The organism is Pseudoalteromonas sp. NZS100_1 (genome assembly GCF_015864285.1).
Lineage (GTDB): Bacteria > Pseudomonadota > Gammaproteobacteria > Enterobacterales > Alteromonadaceae > Pseudoalteromonas > Pseudoalteromonas arctica.
On record NZ_JADYXN010000027.1, the window covers coordinates 36,598 to 59,748 of the forward strand.

The 23,151-nt window shown below is 38.4% G+C and carries 24 protein-coding genes; 18 read left to right on the forward strand and 6 right to left on the reverse strand.

Translation table 11 applies throughout. The features are described 5' to 3' along the window. Positions 1-57: 57 nt before the first annotated feature. Positions 58-1,242, forward strand: a complete 1,185-nt coding sequence (gene dapE, locus I6F66_RS16085) for a succinyl-diaminopimelate desuccinylase (protein WP_197160081.1) — start codon at positions 58-60, stop codon at positions 1,240-1,242. A gap of 47 nt (positions 1,243-1,289) precedes the next feature. Here dapE and I6F66_RS16090 read toward each other — a convergent pair whose 3' ends face one another. Further along, positions 1,290-2,996: a lysophospholipid acyltransferase family protein gene (locus tag I6F66_RS16090; RefSeq protein ID WP_197160072.1), complete on the reverse strand. Its 1,707-nt coding sequence runs from the start codon at positions 2,994-2,996 to the stop codon at positions 1,290-1,292. Positions 2,997-3,125: 129 nt separating this feature from the next. On the opposite strand from I6F66_RS16090, the gene I6F66_RS16095 reads away from it, so the two are divergent. Beyond that, positions 3,126-4,046 (forward strand): glyoxylate/hydroxypyruvate reductase A, encoded by a 921-nt coding sequence (locus I6F66_RS16095; protein ID WP_101217798.1) that lies wholly within the window; start codon positions 3,126-3,128, stop codon positions 4,044-4,046. Between the two features lie 97 nt (positions 4,047-4,143). Further along, a complete protein-coding gene (locus I6F66_RS16100; protein WP_010555113.1) occupies positions 4,144-4,290 on the forward strand; it encodes a hypothetical protein in 147 nt (48 codons plus the stop codon). A gap of 204 nt (positions 4,291-4,494) precedes the next feature. Here the strand turns inward: I6F66_RS16100 and I6F66_RS16105 are convergent, their stop codons facing one another. Both I6F66_RS16105 and I6F66_RS16110 read right to left on the reverse strand, forming a co-directional pair. Continuing rightward, positions 4,495-4,740 carry a hypothetical protein gene (locus I6F66_RS16105; protein WP_002958222.1) on the reverse strand — a complete coding sequence of 82 codons (246 nt, stop codon included), beginning with the start codon at positions 4,738-4,740 and terminating at the stop codon, positions 4,495-4,497. A 106-nt stretch (positions 4,741-4,846) separates the two neighbouring features. Continuing rightward, a complete protein-coding gene (locus tag I6F66_RS16110; RefSeq protein ID WP_101217800.1) occupies positions 4,847-5,290 on the reverse strand; it encodes a hypothetical protein in 444 nt (147 codons plus the stop codon). A 113-nt stretch (positions 5,291-5,403) separates the two neighbouring features. On the opposite strand from I6F66_RS16110, the gene I6F66_RS16115 reads away from it, so the two are divergent. After that, entirely contained in the window at positions 5,404-5,787 is a 384-nt protein-coding gene (locus tag I6F66_RS16115; protein WP_002958224.1) for a response regulator, read from the forward strand. 75 nt (positions 5,788-5,862) lie between these two features. On the opposite strand, the gene rpsT is transcribed toward I6F66_RS16115, so the two are convergent. Continuing rightward, on the reverse strand, positions 5,863-6,123 hold the full coding sequence (gene rpsT / locus I6F66_RS16120) for a 30S ribosomal protein S20 (RefSeq protein ID WP_002958225.1): 261 nt from the start codon (positions 6,121-6,123) through the stop codon (positions 5,863-5,865). A gap of 253 nt (positions 6,124-6,376) precedes the next feature. On the opposite strand from rpsT, the gene murJ reads away from it, so the two are divergent. From murJ to I6F66_RS16185, 13 genes are all read left to right on the forward strand, one after another. Beyond that, positions 6,377-7,957: a murein biosynthesis integral membrane protein MurJ gene (gene murJ, locus I6F66_RS16125; protein ID WP_010555111.1), complete on the forward strand. Its 1,581-nt coding sequence runs from the start codon at positions 6,377-6,379 to the stop codon at positions 7,955-7,957. An 84-nt stretch (positions 7,958-8,041) separates the two neighbouring features. Then, positions 8,042-8,992, forward strand: coding sequence for a bifunctional riboflavin kinase/FAD synthetase (gene ribF, locus I6F66_RS16130; protein ID WP_024607280.1), 951 nt, complete (start codon positions 8,042-8,044; stop codon positions 8,990-8,992). Positions 8,993-8,997: 5 nt separating this feature from the next. After that, a complete protein-coding gene (ileS, locus tag I6F66_RS16135; protein WP_197119130.1) occupies positions 8,998-11,826 on the forward strand; it encodes an isoleucine--tRNA ligase in 2,829 nt (942 codons plus the stop codon). A gap of 12 nt (positions 11,827-11,838) precedes the next feature. After that, positions 11,839-12,339 carry a signal peptidase II gene (gene lspA / locus I6F66_RS16140; protein ID WP_007376920.1) on the forward strand — a complete coding sequence of 167 codons (501 nt, stop codon included), beginning with the start codon at positions 11,839-11,841 and terminating at the stop codon, positions 12,337-12,339. Next, positions 12,336-12,776, forward strand: a complete 441-nt coding sequence (fkpB, locus tag I6F66_RS16145; RefSeq protein ID WP_002958231.1) for an FKBP-type peptidyl-prolyl cis-trans isomerase — start codon at positions 12,336-12,338, stop codon at positions 12,774-12,776. The genes lspA and fkpB overlap by 4 nt, the downstream gene beginning before the upstream one ends. Continuing rightward, positions 12,776-13,705 carry a 4-hydroxy-3-methylbut-2-enyl diphosphate reductase gene (gene ispH / locus I6F66_RS16150; protein ID WP_007581370.1) on the forward strand — a complete coding sequence of 310 codons (930 nt, stop codon included), beginning with the start codon at positions 12,776-12,778 and terminating at the stop codon, positions 13,703-13,705. Before fkpB ends, ispH begins: the two co-directional genes overlap by 1 nt. Before the next feature lie 39 nt (positions 13,706-13,744). Next, a complete protein-coding gene (locus tag I6F66_RS16155; RefSeq protein ID WP_010555108.1) occupies positions 13,745-14,779 on the forward strand; it encodes a sensor histidine kinase in 1,035 nt (344 codons plus the stop codon). Continuing rightward, complete coding sequence (locus I6F66_RS16160; protein WP_024607278.1) at positions 14,776-15,477, forward strand: LytTR family DNA-binding domain-containing protein; 702 nt, start codon at positions 14,776-14,778, stop codon at positions 15,475-15,477. The genes I6F66_RS16155 and I6F66_RS16160 overlap by 4 nt, the downstream gene beginning before the upstream one ends. Before the next feature lie 183 nt (positions 15,478-15,660). Further along, entirely contained in the window at positions 15,661-16,221 is a 561-nt protein-coding gene (pilV, locus tag I6F66_RS16165) for a type IV pilus modification protein PilV (protein WP_101164149.1), read from the forward strand. Position 16,222: 1 nt separating this feature from the next. Beyond that, positions 16,223-17,218, forward strand: coding sequence for a PilW family protein (locus I6F66_RS16170; protein WP_007581375.1), 996 nt, complete (start codon positions 16,223-16,225; stop codon positions 17,216-17,218). After that, complete coding sequence (locus tag I6F66_RS16175) at positions 17,206-17,709, forward strand: hypothetical protein (RefSeq protein WP_024589418.1); 504 nt, start codon at positions 17,206-17,208, stop codon at positions 17,707-17,709. Before I6F66_RS16170 ends, I6F66_RS16175 begins: the two co-directional genes overlap by 13 nt. Before the next feature lies 1 nt (position 17,710). Next, positions 17,711-20,947, forward strand: coding sequence for a pilus assembly protein (locus tag I6F66_RS16180; RefSeq protein ID WP_165740230.1), 3,237 nt, complete (start codon positions 17,711-17,713; stop codon positions 20,945-20,947). A 9-nt stretch (positions 20,948-20,956) separates the two neighbouring features. Then, positions 20,957-21,373, forward strand: coding sequence for a type IV pilin protein (locus tag I6F66_RS16185; protein ID WP_024589416.1), 417 nt, complete (start codon positions 20,957-20,959; stop codon positions 21,371-21,373). Positions 21,374-21,379: 6 nt separating this feature from the next. On the opposite strand, the gene I6F66_RS16190 is transcribed toward I6F66_RS16185, so the two are convergent. After that, positions 21,380-21,910, reverse strand: coding sequence for a GspH/FimT family pseudopilin (locus I6F66_RS16190; protein ID WP_165729057.1), 531 nt, complete (start codon positions 21,908-21,910; stop codon positions 21,380-21,382). 79 nt (positions 21,911-21,989) lie between these two features. Beyond that, positions 21,990-22,541 carry a GspH/FimT family pseudopilin gene (locus tag I6F66_RS16195; RefSeq protein WP_007581379.1) on the reverse strand — a complete coding sequence of 184 codons (552 nt, stop codon included), beginning with the start codon at positions 22,539-22,541 and terminating at the stop codon, positions 21,990-21,992. Positions 22,542-22,701: 160 nt separating this feature from the next. Here I6F66_RS16195 and glnB point away from each other — a divergent pair, with 160 nt between their 5' ends. Continuing rightward, positions 22,702-23,040, forward strand: a complete 339-nt coding sequence (glnB, locus tag I6F66_RS16200; RefSeq protein ID WP_002962211.1) for a nitrogen regulatory protein P-II — start codon at positions 22,702-22,704, stop codon at positions 23,038-23,040. The last annotated feature ends 111 nt before the right edge of the window (positions 23,041-23,151 follow it).

The following is a 23,151-nucleotide window of genomic DNA, read 5'->3' on the forward strand; positions in this document are numbered from 1 at the left end:
CTTAGTCATAAACTCACGTTTTAATAAAGGCACATTAAATAATAAAGTGTGTTTAACATGTTTTTAGAAGCATTCGAAAAAAAATCAAAAACAACGGATATTCAAAAAGAAGTTGTAGAGCACTTACAAACACTAATTCGCTTTGAATCAGTAACCCCTAACCAAGCGGGTGCAATTGATTGGCTTGCAGATAAATTGGTGGATTTAGGTTTAAGTTGCGAGCAATTTACTATAAATGGTGTAACCAATTTAATTGCCTGCATAAAATTCAAAGATGGCCCATGTGTTGCTTTTTCAGGGCACATTGATGTAGTACCAGCAACAAGTAGCGGTTGGTTAAGTCCTCCTTTTGAAGGGCGAGTGCGCAATAATGCAATATACGGTAGAGGGGCGGCCGATATGAAAGGGGGTGTTGCCGCCATGCTTAGCGCCACAAAAAAGTTAATTAATAGTAAATCCGCTAAAGCAGGGACACTTTACTGGCTTATCACGTCAGATGAAGAGGGAGAGGCTGAATTTGGTTCTCAAGAAATAGTTAATAAGCTTGCCAAGCAAGGTGTTGTATTAGATGGCTGTATTGTCGGGGAGCCATCAAGTGTGGCACAAGTTGGCGATACGGTTAAGAATGGCCGTCGTGGTGCGCTTTCAGCTCGGATTTTAGTTACTGGTAAGGCAGGTCATGTAGCTTATCCTCAAAACACACTCAATGCTGCTCATATTGCTGCAAAAATAGTAAATAGCTTGAGTGATCAGATCTGGTTACTCGATGTGGCTAGCTCAAAAACCACACTACAAGTGACTGGAATTAACATAAATAATGTGGTCGATAATTTAGTGCCAAGTCATTGTGAGATTACATTTAATGTACGTTATAGCCACGGTTACAGTAGTGCAGCAGTTAAAACGCAATTAATGAATACCCTAAACAAGTTTGCTGAGCATTTTACAATTGAGTGGGAACGCCCATGCGAGCCTTATTATACAAGCCATAATACGGGTTGGAGTTTACTTACTCATATTGAGCAGGCTATTTACAAAAACACTTCAAGTTACCCATTACTAAGTACAAATGGAGGGACATCAGATGGACGATTTTTTGCCAGCCCCCATACTCAAGTTATTGAATGTGGTGTGCGAAACAATACGATTCATCAAGCTAATGAACACGTATCTATTAGTGATTTACTTAAAATTGAAGCTATTTATACAACTTTACTAGAGCAGATATTTATAAATAATTAAATATAAATCGAGTACTTTATAAATATAAAGCACTCTCTTATTATTGGTTATTCTAAATAACGTTTGGCTTTGTTTTCTTTTACATTTTTAAGATCGACCAATACCAATCCATCAATACAATTATTAAAATCGGGATCAATACTAAAGCTTAAAAATTGCACGCCACCTGGTTTACAAAGTTCAGTGTATTGTTTAAATAAAGTAGGGACTTGAGCCCCCATATTAGCTAACACATGCTTTAACTCTACAAAATCTTCTTTTACGTCATTGCCGCAAAAAAGAGTATTGCACTGGGTTAGCTGTTGCTCAGTTAATTTAAATTCATTATTAGGCGTAGCTAATTCAATACCACTTTTATAGTAATGCTGATAGTAATAAACGAGCATGGCTTTTGCTTGCTCGGGTAGAGCATTTGATACACTTACAGCACCAAACAAGTATCTGTACTGTGGATAGCTTTTTATAAAAGCGCCAATGCCATACCACAAATAGTCGAGGCTCTTACGTCCCCAATATTTAGGCTGTACAAAGCTTCTACCAAGCTCAATTCCTTGTTTTAGATAGGGCGTCATAGCGTCGGTATAAGAAAATAAGCTATCAGTATACAAACCTTCGCGGCCATATTTTTGTATTATCTGTTGTGCACAGGCTAATCGATAAGCACCTACCAGCTCTAGCTGCATTGGGTCCCACAGTACAAGGTGTTGGTAATCCATATCGTATTTATCTATATCACGACGCTTACCACTACCTTCACCGACTGCTCTAAATGCTATTTCTCTCAGGCGCCCTAACTCTCTAAAAATAGGTGAGCTACCAGTATATTGGTATAGATGAATATGCATACCGTCTTGCGTTTTACCAAGTAGTTGGCATTGCTCAATTGCTCTTTTTAGCTCTTTTCTGCACTCGGGAACAGCGATAGGTGTTTGTGTTTTTAGCGGCAGTGCTTTTTTTGTTGTAAGCCTATAAAGCTGTTTACGGATGAGGTTTACAACTTCTTTATCTTTAAGATTTTCTATTAAGTAAGATTCAGGAGGGATAGAGGCGCCAATCTCAAACTCTAAAGATTTTTGGCGCTGCTTAAACATTTCGGCCACTAATAGTAAACTTGCTAAAGGTTTATAAATCATTGATGTGCCATAAAAAAGTGGACTGTTTTTGGCTTTAATATAAATAGGTAAAATAGGGCAGTTAGCTTTTTTTGCCATACGTAAAAAGCCACTATTCCATTTGCAGTCTTTAATACCTGTTGGCCCTAATCGCGATACTTCTCCTGCCGGAAATATAAGTAATGCGCCTTCATCCTTTAAATGGTTTTGTATATTACTAAGCTCTTGTTTCTTACTCATGCCTGATAAGTTATCTACGGGGAGTAAAAGTGAGTGCATTGGAGTAACCGACATCAACATGCGGTTTGCCACTACTTTTAAATCCTGTCTTACAGTTGAAAGTACTTTAATCAGTGCTAAAGCATCTAATGAACCAATAGGGTGGTTAGCAACGATAACAAGTTTACCCTCATTAGGAATATGTTCTATCTGCTTAGGTTTATAGCGCGTATCAAAATTGAGTTCATCGAGCACTTGTTCAACAAATTCTAATCCTTGTAGGTGAGGGTAGGCATCACCAAAAGCAACAAACTCTTGTTCATGTAATAAGTAGCCTAGGCCTTTTTTTACTAAACCTTTTACTTTTGGAGAGTTCTCTAGTTGTGGTAAGTTTGCAGCAATTACTTTATCAACACTTATCATATTAACCTCATATTCCGTTTGGGCTATTCGCCATACATGTAAGATTAAAAAAAGGGTGTGACAGTTACTTTGCAGTAGTGTGACTTTTTAAAGTGCTAACTTATAAACTGTGTATTGTTAGGAGAATTTATGTCGGTATTGGTTGCTATAACTGGGCGTGACAACACAAAACTAATAACGAAGTTACAAGAGCGATTACCAAATACGCTGATAGAGCAATGGCCTGATTGCAAAAACGCACATGATGTGGATTTTGTACTTGCGTGGAAAGCGCCAGAATCTATGTGGCCACAGCTACCTAACTTAAAGGCTGTGTCGTCATTTGGTGCTGGCGTAGACAGTATCGATTTAACATTACTCGACGAAAGTGTTGAAGTAGTACGTATTGTTGACATGCAACTAGCTGAAGATATGGCGGAATATGTACTGACACATGTGTTAGCTCAAAAGTTACGTTTAAAAGAGTATTACATTAAACAAACACAGCAAACATGGAAGCCAAAGCGGGCGCATAGTAATAAACATGTCGGCATACTTGGGTTTGGTGAATTAGGTAAAGCATGCGCGCAAAAGCTTATAAATAATGGCTTTAAGGTAAGTGCCTGGGCGCAAAGTAATAAAAACGCGACTAATGTCGAAATTTTTTATGGCGAGGAAGGCCTCAATAGTATGCTTTCTGATGTTGACTACCTTGTATGTCTATTACCCCTTACGCAAGCAACGACAGGCATTATTAATCACTCAATGCTCGCAAAGCTACCTAAACATGCTGTTGTTATTAATGTGGCACGCGGTGCTCATGTTGTTCAGCAAGACTTACTAAGTGCATTAAATAACGATAGCTTACGCGCAGCTACACTCGACGTATTTGATCAAGAACCTTTAGCGTCGAATCACCCTTACTGGGGAAACCCCAAAATAACGCTTACACCACATTGCGCGGCGATTTCTGATTTAAATAGTGTTATAGAGCAAATAGCCGATAATATTGAATGCTTGAATAAGGGGTTAGTACTTAATAATCCAATAGATAGAACTAAAGGTTATTAGCTGATAGCTAATTAGTTTAAAAAACAGCTTGTTAACATTTGTAATTTTCATTAGTGTAAAAGGTATTCTCACTAATAAAAAATACAAAGAGGGTGTTATGAAATCGAGTCAAAGTGGCGTTAAATTAAGCCTAGTTATTATTTCAATTATTATACTTGGTGTTTCAGCTTGGTTTAATCAGGCTAATGCCGAGGATACTCCTTCTAAAATACAAACCCAAAGCGAGTTAACAATAGCGGACTAACCTACTTACTATGTATTCCTCTTTTTTCGTGTTTCTTCTCGTGACTCTTTTTAGCAGTATACAAGCATTATTTTCACAGTAGTGCTTGTGTGCCCCTGAAGCTCTAATTTTCATCTTGATTGAAAGTGCTTTTTAATATTTTTAAATTCTTAACAAAAAAAAGCCCAGTAATGCTGGGCTATTAAATATTCTAGGGAAAAGTTGTTAACTTTGGGTTACATTAAATTGCCCAAATGTATAAACTTTAAACAAGTAAAAAGTATTGATCAACACTAAACTCATATTTGAAATAACACTCGACGACATAAGATCTAAGCTAAATGATAAGAATAATAAACCACACGCACTAATGGCGGCAACGCGCAGCAGTGTTATCTGGTTAATAAAGAATGCACCTAAACCTAGTGCAAGTAGTGTAGTATTTAAAAGCCAATCTAGCTCGTTTAGCATGGTCGTTTCAATAGTTCAGTTGTTGAAAAAAGGAGCGCCATTATGTTGATCTTTTGCGCACCTTTCAACCAAGTAATTTTAAATTTTCAGATTAGTTTTTTTAATGCTAAAAGTAGCTACCGATTGCTGAAAATAAACCATTATCAGCAATTACTTGATACTTTTGGCAGCTCTGCGGTTTTTGTAAGTCACTGCATAAATAAAGGGACTCACGGCTAGAATCATAGGTGGGGTGTAGGTTTGAATCAATTAAAGTAGCCCCCTTGCCAAAGAATCCGGGCCAGTAAACACTCTCACTTACCATCCCTAATTTTTTATAGGTGAGTAAGGTAGGTTTTGGAAAAGCTAAAATTATTACAGCAACGACAGCGAGTGATATAAACAGTCCTTTTTTTTGCGTTGTTTTTTGGCTTATATCATTCTTTGCACTGGAATTTAACTCGCCAGGTGAAGGGCGCTGAGTAGAACGCTGAGGTTTTCTTTTTTGCGCTGTTTTTTTTCTTGCCGGTGCTTTACCTAGCAACGATTGTTTATTTGGGGTTTTAGACATAAAGCAAATCTGGCCTTTTTTCCGTAGGTCTCTATAATTAAATGAGTAAATTTATATACTAAGCTAATTATTATGATAACTTAAAGTTAGCTTATAGCCTACGAGGAATAAAGATGAATACGCAGCTATCAATTTTAATTGTAGATGACGTTAGCACAGTGCGTAGTTTTTTGAGCCAAACGCTCATGCACTTAGGGATAGATAACGTAAAGGAAGCATCTACTGCCTCACAATGTATTAGTGAGTGCCAAGCTGCAAATTATAATATCATTTTTTTAGACATTGAATTGCCAGACGGTGATGGTAAAGATTTGATTGCACAAATCAATGAATTAAGCCCAGAGACAAATGTGGTTATGGTATCTGCACATTCAGGTATTGAGAATGTTAAGGATGCAATTGATAAAGGCGCTAAAGGGTTTGTAGTAAAGCCATTTACACCTAAAAAAATAGCGGCAATGCTTAAGAAGTTTTATCCAGATTTAGAAAATGTCTAATAAAGTAAGTACATTTAAAATTTAAACAAAAAAAAACCGGCAAAAGCCGGTTTTTTATATTCTATCAAAAACAAATTATAGAGCTTTAATCTTAGCTGCTATACGGCTCTTATGACGAGCTGCTTTGTTTTTGTGAATTAGACCCTTAGTTGCGTAACGGTCTAGGATAGGTGTAGCAACAGAAAAAGCTTGCTGTGCAGCTTCTTTATCGCCCGCTTCAATAGCAACAATTACTTTTTTGAAGTAAGTGCGCATCATTGAACGACGGCTTGCGTTGTGCTGACGGTTTTTTTCGCTTGTGATAGCGCGTTTTTTTGCAGACTTGATGTTAGCCAAGGTTTGCTCCTAACAATCTTAAAATAAAGCTTAAATTAAAGGCCGTGGAATATGCCTGTTTCTATCATGGATGTCAATTTAAATTTAACAATCCAAGAAAAACTGCACCATATAACGAGCATCAATTTGCCGCTTTAGCAGTTAATACCGACATTGTAACAAAGCACAGACCCCCAGCCTAGTGCTTTAAAGCGATTTATAAAAAAGACTGTGGCATAATCGCCTATCTTGAGGATTTTTGAGTAGGTTTAAGGTGTCAAAAGGTTTATTTCGCTCCGGTATGATTGTTAGTTGTATGACTATGATATCGCGTATTTTAGGGCTCGTTCGAGATGCTGTTGTTGCCAATTTATTAGGCGCAAGTGCGGCGGCTGATGTTTTTTTATTTGCTAACCGTATTCCTAATTTTTTACGTCGTTTATTTGCAGAAGGTGCCTTCGCACAAGCATTTGTACCCGTGCTGAGTGAAATTAAAGAACAGCAAGGCGACGACAAGGTCAGACTTTTTGTTGCACAAGCAGCAGGCACATTAGGAACCATTTTACTGATTGTCACTATTATAGGTGTTGTTGCTTCACCCGTTATTGCAGCATTGTTTGGCACCGGTTGGTTTATAGATTGGTGGCAGGGCGGACCCAATGCCGAAAAGTTTGAACTTGCAAGTTCATTACTTAAATTTACATTCCCTTATTTGTTTTTTGTAAGCTTAGTTGCGCTTAGTGGTGCGGTAATGAACGTGTATAACCGTTTTGCTGTTGCTGCATTTACACCTGTTTTACTCAATGTTTCTATTATTACGTGTGCAATTTTTTTACATGATAAATTTAGTGTCGGGGCTTATTCTCTCGCAATTGGCGTATTTATTGGTGGCGTTGTGCAGTTATTGTTTCAACTTCCATTTTTATACCGTGCAAAAATGTTGGCGCGTCCACGCTGGGCATGGCAAGACGAAAACGTAAAAAAAGTACGTAAACTTATGCTTCCTGCTTTGTTTGGCGTATCTATTAGCCAAATTAATTTGTTGCTTGATACCATGATTGCTTCATTACTGATGACAGGCTCGATTGCATGGCTTTATTATTCAGACCGTTTAATTGAATTTCCGCTGGGCTTATTTGGTATTGGTATTGCGACAGTTATTTTACCGGCGCTCTCTAGGTTACATAGCAGTAAAAAAAGTAGTGACTTTCAGCATACCCTCGACTGGGGGGTACGTTTTGTTATATTTTTAGGCCTACCAGCAATGATAGGTCTAATGATCATCAGCCCGCTTATTATCACCGTATTGTTCGACCACGGTGCGTTTAAAGAAGACAGTGTTGATCATGTTAAAGCAGTAAGTTTAGGCGTAGTCGCATATTCAGTAGGGCTTGTAAGCTTTATGCTGATTAAAGTACTTGCTCCTGGCTTTTATGCTCGTCAAGACACAAAAACGCCGGTGCGTATTGGTATTATTACCTTAGTGTTGAATATGGTATTTAATATTATGCTGGCTCCTTTCATTGGTTATTTAGGATTAGCACTTGCTACTTCGCTATCGGCTAGTTGTAATGCATTTTTGCTGTATAGGCAGCTTAAAAAAGAAAATGTGTATCAGTTTTCATCAATGAGTATGCGCTTTACACTTAAATGTGTTGTTGCAAGTATGGTTATGGGAGCTGTTACATGGTTTGTGAGCAGTTACTATTACTGGGCTACATGGGCTTTTACACAGCAGGTAGTCTTATTAATAGCACTCGTGGCTTTGGCAGGTATTAGTTACTTTGCAATGCTATTTTTGATGGGCGTTAGACTAAATACGATAAAAAGTGTAGCAATTACTGAATCAAACTAAAAAAAAGATTATAATCGGCAACTCTGCGGCTTTAATTAATTTTTAGTCGTAATTAATAGCTCGCTAAACAAGGCATTAGGTGGCATGGAGTTAATTAGAGGTATACACAATATTCGCCCACACCACTTTGGTTGTGTGTTAACTATTGGTAATTTTGACGGTGTTCATTTAGGCCACGCAGAAGTACTAAAAGGCTTACTTACTGATGCTAAAGCGCATAGTTTGTCTAGCACTGTAATGCTATTTGAACCCCAGCCACAAGAATTTTTTGCTAAAAACAATGCCCCAGCACGGCTAACGCGCTTACGAGATAAGCTACGTTTGCTTAGTGATTTAGGTATTGAGCGAGTTATTTGCATTAGCTTTAATCAGCAATTTGCAAACATGCATGCTGAGCAATTTGTTAATGATATTTTGATTAAAAAGTTAGGTGTTAAAGCTCTCACTGTTGGCGATGATTTTAAGTTTGGAAAGCAGCGCCAAGGTAACTTTGACTTACTTGCTAGCATGGGCAAGCAAGCGGGCATGGACGTAAAAAGCACCGCGAGTTTTCGTCAATTAAATGCTAGAGTAAGCAGCACTTTAATACGAGATGCTTTGGCATCTGGTGACTTAGCAAGTGCTAAAACAATGCTTGGTCACGATTATGCTATTTCTGGGCGTGTTATACACGGCTGGAAAAGAGGACGTGAACTCGGTTTTAGAACGGCAAATATTGCCCTAAAACGCCAAGTGTGTCCTGTCAACGGGGTGTTTGCAGTGCAAGCAACGATTGCAGGAAAACAGATTTTTGGAGTTGCAAATGTAGGCAATAAGCCGACATTTAATGGAACTCGTGCATTATTAGAAGTTCACCTTTTTGATTTTGCACAGGATATTTACGGACAATTTATGCATGTGGAGTTAATAAAAAAACTTCGCAATGAAAAAAAATTCGAGACATTAACACAATTAACGGCGCAAATAGCAACTGATGTTGCTGCCGCTAAGCAGTGTTTTGGTTTAAATCAGGTAGCCGATAGAGACGGAATGTAGGATAAATGAGCGACTATAAACATACTTTGAACTTACCGGAAACACCGTTTCCAATGCGTGGCAATTTGGCACAACGTGAACCAAAAATGCTTAAAGCATGGTATGAAGACGACCTGTACGGTCAAATTCGCAGCGCTAAGAAAGGTAAAAAGACCTTTATTTTGCATGACGGCCCTCCGTATGCAAATGGCGACATCCATTTAGGCCACTCAGTTAATAAAATATTAAAAGACATTATTGTTAAGTCTAAAACATTATCTGACTTTGATTCACCATTAGTCCCAGGTTGGGATTGTCATGGTTTACCAATCGAGTTAATGGTTGAGAAAAAAGTAGGCAAGCCGGGCGTAAAAGTAACCGCGAGCGAGTTTCGTGAAAAATGCCGTGCATACGCTAAAAAACAAGTTGAAGGTCAAAAAGTTGATTTTAAACGCTTAGGCGTATTTGCAGATTGGGATAAGCCTTACTTAACAATGAACTTTGACTTTGAAGCGAATGCAATTCGTGTACTTGGTCGTATTATTGAAAAAGGTCATTTGCATAAAGGTGCTAAGCCTGTGCATTGGTGTACAGATTGTGGTTCTGCATTAGCAGAGGCTGAAGTTGAATATCAAGACAAGCAATCACCAGCGATTGATGTACGTTTTACATTTGTTGATCAAGATGCTGTTGTTAGTGCATTTGATTTGGCTGATGGTCATAAAGGTGAAGGCAGTGTTGGTACTGTTATTTGGACAACAACACCGTGGACGCTTCCAGCAAACCGCGCAGTAGCTGTGCATGCCGATTTAGAATATGCATTGGTGCAGGTTGAAGATGAAGGCGTACAACAACGTCTAATTTTAGGCTCTGAGCTTGTTAAAGATGCAATGGACCGCTTTGGTTTTAATCACTTCCACGTATTAGGTTATGTAAAAGGTGCTGCACTTGAAAACTTACAAGTAGCCCATCCTTTTTATGATTTTAATGTACCCGTGATTGTTGCAGAACACGTAACGACTGACTCAGGTACCGGTGTTGTACATACAGCACCAGGGCATGGTCAAGAAGATTTCGTGGCTGGTTTAAATTACAACCTTGAAGTAGCTAACCCTGTTGGCGCTAATGGCGTTTATTTACCAGATACTGAACTTTTTGCAGGTCAGCATGTATTTAAAGCAAATGCGAGCGTAATTGAAGTATTAAAAGAGCACGGTGCATTAATGCATCATCATGCTATAACTCATAGTTACCCACATTGTTGGCGCCATAAAACACCGATTATTTTCCGTGCTACACCACAATGGTTTGTAAGTATGGATCAGGCTAACTTGCGTGAAGATTCTTTAAAAGAAATTAAAAACACGCAGTGGTTGCCAGAGTGGGGCGAAAGCCGTATTTCGAACATGGTTGAAAGCCGCCCAGATTGGTGTATATCTCGCCAACGTACTTGGGGTGTGCCAATTGCATTGTTTGCAGATAAAGATACCGGTGCACTTCATCCAAATACTCAAGAGCTAATTGAGCAAGCTGCACAGCTAGTTGAAAAGTCTGGTATTCAGGCATGGTACGATTTAGACCCTGCTACATTACTTGGTGAAGAAGATGCCAAGCAATACATGAAAGTACAAGATACGCTTGATGTATGGTTTGACTCAGGTGTTTCACATGCATGTGTTGTAGACGCACGTGAAGACCTAGTTGGTCCAGCTGATTTATACCTTGAAGGTTCTGATCAACACCGTGGTTGGTTTATGTCATCAATGATGACATCAGTGGCTATTAATGGTCATGCGCCATACCGCCAAGTATTGACTCATGGTTTTACCGTTGATGAAAACGGCCGCAAGATGTCTAAGTCGCTAGGCAATGTTATTTCTCCACAAAATGTGATGAATAAACTAGGTGCCGACATTCTACGTTTATGGGTTGCCTCTACCGATTACACGGCAGAAATGACTGTGTCGGATGAAATATTTAAGCGCTCTGCCGATCGCTACCGCCGTATTCGTAACACTAGCCGTTACTTACTAGCTAACCTAAATGGTTTTGATCCAAAAACTGATCAAGTTGCTGTTGATGATATGGTTGAGCTTGATAAGTGGATTGTTGGTCGTGCTGCTCAGTTGCAAGACGAAATTTTAGCCGCATACGATAGCTACCAAATGCTATTAGTAACGCAAAAGCTAATGAACTTCTGTACGGGTGAGCTTGGTTCGTTCTATTTAGACGTCATTAAAGATCGTCAGTACACAGCTAAAAGTGACAGCCATGCACGTCGTTCTTGTCAAACAGCGCTTTATCATATTGCAGAAGCAATGACGCGCTGGATGGCACCTATTATGAGCTTTACCGCACAAGAAATTTGGGAAGCTTTACCGGGTGAGCGTAGTAACTACGTATTTACATCTGTTTGGTATGATGGCTTACAAGCGCCAACAAATAGCCAATTTAGTAACGATGACTGGTTAGAAATTCTAACAGTACGCGACGAAGTAAACCGTTTATTAGAAGCTGCACGTAAAGAAGAAGTCATTGGTGCAACGCTTCAAGCAACAGTTAATTTATTTACGGGTAAAGAGCTTGCCGCTAAATTAAATGCGCTTGGTGATGAACTGCGTTTTGTATTATTAACATCGGCCGTAAATGTTTCTGAAGTTGATAGTCAGCCAGCTGATACACAAGCTACCGAAATTGAAGGTTTATTCATTAGTGTTGCTGCAACAGATGCTGCTAAATGTGAGCGTTGTTGGCATTACAGTGAAGATGTAGGTGTTAACCCTGCTCATCCTGAAATTTGTGGTCGTTGTGTAAGTAATGTTGACGGCGAAGGCGAAAAGCGTCAATTCGCTTAGGAGTTATTCTTAGTGAGCAAACTAGCCCAAAAAAGTGGTTTAGTGTGGCTTTGGTTGAGTCTATTACTATTAGTAATAGACTTTGCCAGTAAAACACTTGTTGTAGGGACTATGGCTTATCAAGAGTCGATAAACTTACTCCCTGTTTTTAGTATTACTTATGTGCATAACTATGGTGCTGCTTATAGCTTTTTAAGTGAAGCGGGTGGTTGGCAGCGTTGGTTTTTAAGTGCGATTGCCATTGCTATTAGTGCTTTACTTGTGTGGTGGCTAAAACGCTTACCTGCAACAAACAAAGTACTATGCGGTGCTTATGCACTGGTACTTGCAGGCGCTATTGGTAATTTATACGATCGTATTGCGTATGGTTATGTAATCGACTTTATTCACGTATTTTATAAAGACTCACATTTTCCTGTATTTAATATTGCTGATTGCGCTATTTGTATTGGCGCAGCATTATTGTTATTTGATGCCTTTACCGGCGAGAGTCCGAAGGAGCATAAAGCATGAGCCAAGCTGTAATTGGTGAAAACTCGCAAGTTATTTTCCATTTTTCTATTAAATTAGAAGATGGCTCTGCCGCTGATTCTACCAAGGTGCACAACAAACCTGCTAAATTAACAATGGGCGATGGCAGCTTAACGGCAAACTTCGAAAAGTGTTTATTAGGTTTAACTGCAGGCGAAAGTAAAACGTTTGAATTAGAACCTGAAGATGCGTTTGGTCAGCCAAATCCAGATAATATTTACTACGTTGACCGTAGTAAATTTGGCCCAGAAACACCAGCCAAAGTAGGTGCAATTATTGCGTTTACTCAACCTGACGGTACTGAGCTTCCTGGATTAGTTCGCGAAGTGCAAGGTGAGTCGGTAACGATTGATTTTAATCACCCTTTATCTGGCCAACGTTTAACGTTTGAAGTTGATATTATTGAGGTGGAAGGTTAATGGAAATATTACTAGCTAATCCACGCGGCTTTTGCGCTGGTGTTGACCGTGCTATTAGTATTGTTGAGCGCGCCCTAGATATTTTTGAAAAGCCAATTTATGTGCGCCACGAAGTAGTACATAACCGCTATGTGGTTGATGGATTAAAAAGTCGTGGTGCGGTATTTGTTGAAGAGCTTGATCAAGTACCTGACGACAGCATTGTTATTTTTAGTGCACATGGTGTTTCGCAAGCTGTTCGCAGTGAAGCAAAACGTCGTGATTTAAAAGTATTTGATGCAACGTGTCCGCTTGTAACTAAAGTACATATGGAAGTTACACGTGCGAGTCGTAAAGGTATTGAGTGTATTTTAATTGGACACCATGGCCACCCTGAAGTAGAGGGAACAATGGGACAATATGATAACTCAGCCGGTGGCATTTATCTTGTTGAAACCGTTGATGATGTTGTTGCGCTTAATGTAAAAAATGCTGAAAATCTTTTTTATTGCAGCCAAACAACACTCTCAGTTGATGACACAGCAGATGTTATTGATGCACTACGCAATAAGTTTCCATCAATTGACGGACCTCGTAAAGATGACATTTGTTATGCAACGCAAAATCGTCAAGACGCTGTTCGTGACTTAGCTGATAAAGTTGATGTGCTATTAGTTGTTGGCGCTAAAAATAGCTCTAACTCTAATCGCTTACGTGAACTTGCAGATAAAATGGGCACAGTTGCTTATTTAATTGATGACGCAACTGATGTACAAGAGCAGTGGGTTTCAGGCTCTAAATCAGTTGGCGTAACTGCGGGAGCATCTGCGCCAGAAGTACTTGTACAACAAGTAATAAGCCGATTAAAAGAGCTTGGTGGCACACAGGTTGTTGAGAACCCAGGTGAAGTAGAAAATATAGTATTTGCTGTTCCTGTAGAGCTACGTTAATTTAAATATATTAAACATTTAGATTAAAGGAGAGTCGTTATGAGCAAGTCACTTCAAAATGATGGTTTGCTTTTTTCGGCTCTTTTTAATGAGCGAGGCGTATTAGCCACGCTTATTGTTTCTCAAGTTATTGCTATTGTTTTAGCTTTTGCACCTAATGTAGAAGGAGATATTTGGCTACGACTTGGGATCATTAGTTTGTTTATGCATTTAATTGTTTTAGTCGGTACTTCTTCTTTATACTTTTGTAGATTTTTCTTACAAAAACGTACTCAAACTTTTCAATTAAGTCTATTTTTTGCCTTTTTTTTATTATCTACCTGTATTTTTAGTATTTTATTTTCTCATTTTGCTTTTGATATAGATGATACAAATAACCTAATTTATTTCACACTTCGCAATTGCATTATAGTGGCTTTACTGGCGGCTTTATTCGTCCAGTTTTTATTAATTCATTTTGAAAAAGAGCAGCAAACTAAAGCTCTTTCTCGTGCTGAGCTTGATGCCCTACAAGCTAGAATACGTCCTCATTTTTTATATAATAGTTTAAACACTGCTGCAGAACTTACTCATCATGATGCCGATGCGGCAGAACAGGCTATTTTAGCATTAGCCGCATTATCGCAGGCTGCAATGCACTCGGGGAAGAATGTATCTCTTGAAGATGAAATAACGCTGAGTAAGCAATATATCGCACTTGAAACGTGGCGTTTTGGTAATCGCTTAAGAGTTGATTGGCAAATACCTAATGAACTACCCGCATTGAGTATTCCTTGCTTAACCCTGCAGCCATTAATTGAAAATGCGGTATGCCACGGCGTTGAAACAAGTGAGCATGGTGCAGAAATAAAAGTAGAGCTACATATCACTACCGGCTATATAACCATGATTGTTTCTAACCCTATAACAATTTCTAATGCTCAAACTAGGCCTAATAACGGAATGGCGCTTGAAAATATTCGCCAGCGATTAAATATTTATTATAAAAATAAAGCGCAGCTAACAATTACTAATAAAAATGATGTGTTTAGGGTCAAGGTCGTTATCCCTAAGCTAATTGAGGGCAGTGTATGAATGTACTCATTGTTGATGATGAACCTCTTGCGAGATCTCGCTTAATCCGTTTGTTGGCACATGATAAAAGCATAGTTGTACAAGGTGAGGCAAGTAATGGTAAGGAAGCTCTAGTACTTGCTAAAAAGCAAACACCTGATTTGATTTTTTTAGATGTAGATATGCCTGGTATGAATGGTTTACAAGTTGCTAATGAGCTCAATAGTCTAACTCTACCTCCTGCTATTGTTTTTATAACTGCCCACCCTGAGCATGCCTTCGATGCTTTACAATTAAGCGCTGCAGGTTATTTAGTTAAACCTATTTCAGAGCAATCACTGCAGAAGGTACTTAAGCAAGTAGGCCGTTTAAATAAAGTACATATTCAAAAACAACAAAATGTAAAAGTATCTTATCAGTTAGCGGGTACTCTACGTAGTGTTGATATAAATGATGTTTTGTATTTTAGTGCCGAAGAAAAGTATACCAAAATGATATTCTCGGGTGGAGAAGCTTTACTGGAGCAAAGCCTAAAGCAATTAGAGCTGCAATATCCCGCATATGTTTTACGAATTCACCGCAATACTTTAGTGAATAAACAAAAAGTAATAGCCTTGCATTCAAAAGGGAATGGCAATCATATGATTGAGCTACAAGGGTGCAGTGAGTTATTGCCAGTGAGCCGCCGCGAGCTTAAATTAGTTAAAAATACGCTTTAGACTTATTTCGCAATTAAGTTGCCTCTGACTTAAATGCATTTACGCTTAATTACTACTGTTTTGTTGAATGAGCCGATTTAATTAACCGTTTATCAACAAATATAACCGCTTGTCTTAGTCCTCATTGATTCCTCAAATAAATAGCATAAACTTATAATCAGATAATTTTTATTTGGTTCTACTATGCAGTCATCTCAAACAAAAGTGCAAAGAGGCTTCACTCTAATTGAAGTGTTAATTGCATTTATTATTCTTAGTTTTGGCCTTCTAGGCGCAGTTGCCCTGCAAGCAAAAGCAAAGCAAGCAAGCTTTGATTCTATGCAGCGTGCTGCTGCAGTTGCACTTGGTAATGATATTGTGCAGCGTATCCGTGCTAACGATACCCCTCAAATAGCCGGGCTGTACACACAAACATTTGATAGTGAAACTGCTACGACAACCTCGCAGGCGTGCTTCACAAACACTTGTAGCGCAGCGCAAGTTGCGGCCTTAGATCTTGAGCAGTGGAAAAGGGCTATAAGAGCTCGAGAAAATACGGGGTCTTTAGATGGTGCTACCGTATGTATTGCACCTACAGTAGTTGCTGGCTCGGGTGGTAAGGCATTTAATTTAGAAGTAATTGTTTCGTGGCAAGGTCGACAAGAGTTTAATGCAAATGATGCTACTGGCGCAATAAAGTGTGGAACGGCTGACAAAAAGCGCCGCTTAGTTGTATTAACTAGTTACATTTACCTTAGGAGCTAACATGAAGCAAAAAGGTTTTACACTTGTAGAAATGATGATTTCATTATTTATTGGTGGATTAATACTAGGTGGCGTTATGTTCACCTATATAGGTATGAAAGTAACCACTAAAGATACGATGACTATTGGTGAACTTCAAGAATCAGGGCGCCTTGCAATTAACATAATGCAACGTGATATTGAACAAATTGGCTTTTGGGGAACTTATTATGACGATTCGTTCACTGCAGTAAATACAGATACACTAGCAAACCCTGGAACAGACTGCTTTGAAGGATTAAATAATGGGAGTTTTCCTGATTTTGCTACAGCTAGTAATTTTAGAACTATTTACGCAAAGGTTGCTGGAGAATCAAAAGAGCTTAACTGCCTAAATAATCCAATTAAAAGCACTGACATTATTCAATTAAAATTTTTACAAGGTAAGAGTTTAACAGTTAATACAGTAACTAATGAGACTCAGGCCGATGAAAACTACTTTGTAGCTGAGCAAGAGAAAGCTCAATTTTTCCGTGGAACGGTTAACGCTGCGACTCTTAATGTTAATGCAACCGTTTGGCCATACAGCCATCATGTTTATTATCTATCAGAACAAACTTATAAAGTTAATAATAAAAATTTAACTGTACCTGCATTAATGAGAAAGCGCCTGGTTGGTGGAAGCATCAACACAGAAACTATTATGGAAGGTGTTGAGAACATGCGGTTTGTTTTTGGTCTTGATACTAACAGTGATAATCGTGTAGATACCTACCGAAGTATTCAAGATATGAAGTATACAGATTGGGAAAATCGTAAAGGTATTTTAACTGTTCAGGTTTTTTTATTAATACGCGCATTACAACCAGACCCAGGAGTTAAAATTAAAAACCAAACTTATACATTAGGTGAGGATGAAGATAAGCGTGTATTAACATTTACCGATAATTTCAGACGTACTGTGTTTACTACTACTATTCGATTAAATAATGTTGGATCAAATTTATGGCGTATCTAAAACAATCACAAAAAAAACAGCAAGGTGTAGTTCTAATTACAGCTTTAATAATGGTTATTGCAGTGACCGGTATTGCTGTGACACTTATGAGCAGTAGTAGTATTGATATTAAAATTACCAATGCAGCACAAGAGCGCGAAGTGGCCGAGAATGAACTCATTGGTGAAGTGCAGCGCATGATCTCTGATGAGGCAAATCAAGGCGCTAATAATCAGTTCTTCCTGACTCCCGATGAAGTAACTGCAATCGCGGATGGTGATGACAAAGGTATGGTGATTGCAAATCATGCAGATATGCAAAGCAAAATGACTAACCTGAACAAGGGGGCGCTAGATTTAGAATGTCCTCGACGCTTTAATTTTACTGCAGGTATATCGTGCAATATGTTACAGGTTGCCACAACAATAGAATATGGATCTAAAAGTAAACATGAACTAACTATTGTTACAGGTATAGCACAAGAAATGGCCAGCGTAAGCAAGGGGATTTAAGATGAAATTTAAATTAAACAAAGTGTTAGCCTCTTTGCTTGGCTTAACAATAAGTATGTCGGTATTCGCTGAGGATATTGAGCTTTATGTAAATCATGATGTAGAGACAGACGAAAATCCAAGAGTGTTAATGATATTTGATACCTCTGGCAGTATGGATTGGAGCGTTATCAATGGTGATGATCAAGTCTGTTACACAAAGTATCAATATGAAGAGACAACTGGACGTGGCAGAAATCGTCAAACTGTTACATATGATGCTTACCAACAGGTTACATGCTTTGCAAGTAAGCCAGAATATAATGAATACAATGAGCAATGCTATATAGGTGTAAATGGCGTTGCAGTTGCAGATTGCCATGACCGAAGAATCGATGTAGCTAAAAATGCGATGACACAATTAGTCAATGATAATGATGATATTGATTTTGGTTTGATGCGATTTAAGGATAGTGCTGGAGGGTATGTAGTAGCTAAGGTTGGAGCTAATAAATCAAATATTTTACAAGACATTGATGATTTACCTGCCAGTGGTGGAACTCCAATAACAGAGACATTATGGGAGGCTTATCGCTATATAACAGGGCAAAACCTTGATTATGGTCGATTCTATAATGATCGAGATAAAAGTATCGATAACAATGTAACTTATAGATCACCTTTTGAGCAGAGTAATGGTGAACCATTACGCTGTGATAACTCAATTAATATTATTTTAATGACAGATGGTGATCCAACTAATGATGATGGAAGGGACGCTTCAATTGCAGCTGTCCATAACAACCTTTTTACTGATGCCATCCCTTTTGACAGTGGTCGCTATAGCGGAAGCTATTTAGTTGCAATGGCTAAAATATTACATGGTACCTCGGACACGAAAGTGGATTTATACACTCCAACAAGTGATGTATTAGATACAGGCCGTGTATACACAATAGGTTTTGGTACAGGAATGAGTCAAGGGGGAATTGCTCTACTAGACAAGGCGGCAAGTGTTGGTGGAGGGCAGTATATAGAAGCAAGAACTGCAGAAGCGCTTTCAGAAGCATTAAAAAATACTATTTCAAGAATTAGAGAAGTAAATGATAGTTTTTCATCGCCTTCAGTTGCGAGTAATAATGTAGATCAAACTCGTAGCCGGGATGCTGTTTATTTTGCCATGTTTTACCCTGAAACCGGTGCTCGCTGGCGTGGAAACTTAAAAAAACTGAAAGTATCAGGGAATCAAATTGTTGACTCAAAAGGATTGTCGGCACTTGATGAGAATGGTTTAATTGACGAAAATGCAGAAACATTTTGGTTGCCAAGTGGGGAGCCAGCAGATGGTAACTTAGTTGCACAAGGTGGTGTGAACCTTCATTTAACGACATTAGATTCAGATAGCCGTAATTTATACACTGACAATCAGGGATCTATAGTAAATTTTAATACCTCAGTTGTGAGTGATATTCTCAATTTAGTCGATAACAATCCGCTAAGCTTATCGAGTAATGATATCAAATGGGCAATGGGTATAGACGTTGATGATGAAGATGGCGATGGGTCTAAGGTTGACCAGCGCAAAGATATTTTTGGTGACCCTCTGCATTCTAAACCTGTTGCAATCGATTATGGTAATGATGATATTCGAGTTTTGATAGGAACTAATGCTGGCTTTTTACATATGTTTAAGGATTCAGATGATAGTGTAAGTGAAAGTTGGGCATTTATACCGTCTGCTTTATACAACATTATTGAACCTCTACGTGAAAATCAAGCCGATACGAAAGTATATGGTATGGATGGTCCTATTAGTATTTATTTTGATAATAAAAACTTAAATAGTGATGGTTTAAATGACGGTATTATTGATGCGAGTGGCGACGATAAAGTGTGGGCTTTTGCGGGGATGCGTCGCGGTGGTAAAAATTACTACGGACTTGATATAACAAACCCGAACATACCGAAAAAATTATGGGACGCTCCAATCGAAGGTGGTAAAGGTGATTTTAAAGAGCTTGCACAAACCTGGTCAAAGCCACAAATAGCCTACATTAAAGCATTTGGGGATAAACCCTTATTAGTTTTTGGTGCTGGTTATGATACTAATAAAGACGCAGCTATCCGTAGTGAAGATGGTACAGGGCGAGGTATCTATATTGTTGAAGCCGAAACAGGTAAAAGAGTATGGGCATTAACACCCGATATTAATGGCTTTAAAGGTAAGCATAGTATTGCTGCAGATATAACCACGCTTGACTCAGATTATGATGGATATATAGACCGAATTTATGCGGCAGATACAGGTGGAGATATTTGGCGTATAGATATGCCTGGTAGTAATACTAGTGAGTTTAGCCACTTTAAATTAGCTGAGCTTGGTAGTAATAAAGCAACTGAGGACCGACGCTTTTTCTATAAACCACTCGTAGCACGTACAATTTATAGTAAAGTAAGCGAGTCAACAGTTAATGGTAGTACCGTTATAACACGCTTAGATACACCGTATGATGCCATAGTTATCGGCAGTGGTAATCGCTCAAAACCAACCGGCACCAATGAAAAAGATCAATTGTTTATGATCAGAGATGAAAATACGGTTACTAAATCGTATAAAACGAATGCACCAGATACTATTGTGCCTGCTGATTTGATGCAAATGAATTCAGACCCATTTGGCAATGCTCTAGATGACGTTGATGATTTTGTTGACTTAGAAGTGGGCTTGGCTAAATTTAATGGCTGGAGATATGAGTTAGGAACGGGTGAAAAGTCGCTAGCTGCTGCTACAGTTGTTGGAGGTGTTGCCTATTTTACAAGCTTCACTCCTGCATCAGATACATCGACTGAAAATCAATGTTCGCTAAGTGGTGGTGGTGGTTCTTTATACGCTTTTCACTTACATTACGGTACTAAAGTGTATGACGACCTTAAATTTACAACCAGCTATGATGTACCAGACACACCTCAGTTATACTTTGGTGAAAGCCCTTCATGTGTAGATGGTAATGGCGATGGTAAATGTGATGACGACCCAACAGTTGACGTAATACAAGAAAGTCAGTTTTATTTAATTGGGCCTGGTATTAAAGGTGAAAATGCGGAAAATCCAATGAAACCTGTAGAAATAAAAGGTCCTGGTTTAACTGTTGTTGATGGTAAAGTTGTGTTGGTTAATGACAATGCAGTAGGGTTTGGCTTTAAAACCCAACAAACATATATCTATAAACGTGAAGAAAATGACGAAGTTAATAATTAAGGAAATTAGATGAAAAAACAACACGGGTTTACCTTAATTGAGCTGATGATAGCCGTTGCTATCGTCGGCATACTCGCTTCAATTGCGCTGCCTAACTATACTGAATATGTAAAGCGTGCTTCGCGCGCTGAAGCTGCTGCAGCATTGTTAGATGCTGCAAACAAGGAGGAGCAGTATTTTGTCGATAATAGGGAATATACAGAGACATTTACTGATTTAGGATTGCAAAGTAAGACCGAAAATGGCCATTTTGAGCTATCCATAAAGGTAGTCGATAGCAATACTTTCACTATTACAGCTAAGCCTATAGCCGGTGCTGTAAAGGGGGATAACGATTGTAAAGAGCTTACAATTACTGACACAGGCCTCAAAGGTGCAAAAGGAAGTAAAGGTAACTCTGATATTGATTATTGTTGGGGTCGATAGCCTAGATTACTTCTTCTGACACTTATCAGTTGATTTGATGCGAATTCTACCCGTTTGACTTACAGATAAAGCCAATCCTTCGAGATTGGCTTTATTGCTATTGGGGCAATATATAAAAGTCCCATTTTGAAAACCATTTAAAGAACCATCTGGACGAAATGTAATGGCGTTGCGCGGATACTCTAAAGTATCAGCATCATGGACATCCTCGAAAGTGCTTAAGAGTAACTCATCATCATCTAGAGTCGTTGATTTATCTTTATCGATAAATAGTGACATTTGACCATCCCACTCGTCCTTTGTACATTGACTGCCTTTTAGTGCGCAAAGCGTGACGTAAGTACCATTTTCAATTGCGTAAAGGCGGCCATAATTTATATTTCGATGTAGTAGATTCACATGGTTATCTAATCGGTTTTTAGCCAAGAAGTCTGGATAAAACCACATCGATAATTGACTGATTACAATGACAACAGCCATTGAAACCATTAATTCAAGAAGTGTCACTCCCTTGTTTTTTGATATTGATAATCTCATCCTTGAAGACCTGAGTTAATAAATGATTAACTCAGTCTAGTAAATGATACAAATATGACAAGATGAATTTGTATGTTTTTTAACCGCAAGTCTGAGCTGTATCACCGGTATAAAAAGAAGTACCAGATTGAGATACTGTTAAAGCTTTATTATTTTCACTGCCATTATTAGGACAAAATACAAAATCACCGGGGTTCGTTGTTATTCGACCACTGGTATTAAACCGTAATCTCCTATCATTACCAGTATATTTTATTTTGTCATTAAGGCTTATTTTTTCCATAACTCGTAGTAAAGAGTCTGTAGAGCTGTTGTATTGACCGCTATTATCACCATCAATGAATACAATGATAATTTTATTTCTGTCCCATCGATTACGACATTGCATTGTGTCATTTTGATTTTTTACTTCACCGTGCTGCGCGGCACATATAACGACTATTTCATCTGTACTTGCTGCTTGAGAGCGTGCATAGCTAATATTTCTTTTTAACTCCAACAAAAAATTCTCAGCTCTATTTTCTTCTAGCATATCGCTGCTATTCCAAATCGCAATTGATGCAATGATCCCAACGATAGCAACGGTTACCATGAGTTCTAAAAGAGTGAATCCGTTTTGTTTGTTTTTCATATTAATCTCATTTACTGCTAGTCATTTAAGTATAGCTATTTTTATACAATAAATTATACCATGATCGGTTGTTTTATCACCGTAATTCAATCGCTTTGTTTGCTATGAACATCATGATTGTCTAAAATCGAGGCAACTGGAGCTTTCAAAAGTAATTAATATGAAAAAAATAGAAGCAATTATCAAACCTTTTAAGTTAGACGATGTGCGTGAAGCGTTGTCGGATGTAGGTATTACAGGTATGACGGTAAGCGAAGTTAAAGGCTTTGGACGTCAAAAAGGTCACACTGAGTTATATCGTGGCGCAGAGTATATGGTTGATTTTTTACCTAAAGTAAAACTTGATATTGTATTGACTGATGAAGATGTAGACCGTGCAATTGAAGTTATTGTAAAAACGGCACAAACAGGAAAAATCGGTGACGGTAAAATATTTGTCACTGATGTTGAGCGTGTAATACGTATTCGTACTGCTGAGGAAGATGAAGAAGCGATTTAAGATTTTCTTCTACGCAGTAAAAAGGCGCTTACTAAGCTGTCTCTTGATCACAAGTCTGGCTCAAGAGATTTTGCTAAATCGTAGCCTTCCAGGATGGCTTGTAACTTAAGC